This window comes from Neobacillus niacini (assembly GCF_023715785.1).
Taxonomy (GTDB): Bacteria; Bacillota; Bacilli; order Bacillales; family Cytobacillaceae; genus Neobacillus; species Neobacillus niacini_E.
On record NZ_JAMBOX010000094.1, the window covers coordinates 1 to 397 of the forward strand.

A 397-nucleotide genomic window follows, 5' to 3' on the forward strand; every position below is an offset into this window, starting at 1 on the left:
CTCATCACGTCATTGCTTACCCTCGCCCGCCCGCCCCAGCCGGAATAACCCACGTTCAGCCAACGATCTTCACCGAACTGAGCCACGCTGAAATTGGGATAGTCGGGCAAGTTTCCTTGCCAGTTGAGAGGTAAGTGATTCTCCCCTTCCGGCCAGTAACCGCTGACCTGGAACTGAACCTTGCTGCGTTCATCGAAAGGGAAAAAGGGATGAAAGCCGCAGCCGTAAAGCGCAGGGACCTCCCCATAGTGGGTAAGCGTTAGCTCCGCTATCAGCTGGTTACGCAGCAACTGGTAGCGGAGCTGCGCCAGATAATCGAAACCGCAGGCATGCTGCCGACGCAGCTGTAATACACAATACTCGGCGCCGTACTCAATAATATCCCAGCGCTGTAACC

1 protein-coding gene is annotated in these 397 nt (G+C 55.7%); it reads right to left on the bottom strand.

The window, feature by feature from the left end; translation table 11 throughout:
• The coding region (locus tag M3234_RS28995) for an aldose epimerase family protein (RefSeq protein WP_262307949.1) at nt 1-397 on the bottom strand (397 nt) is incomplete at both ends.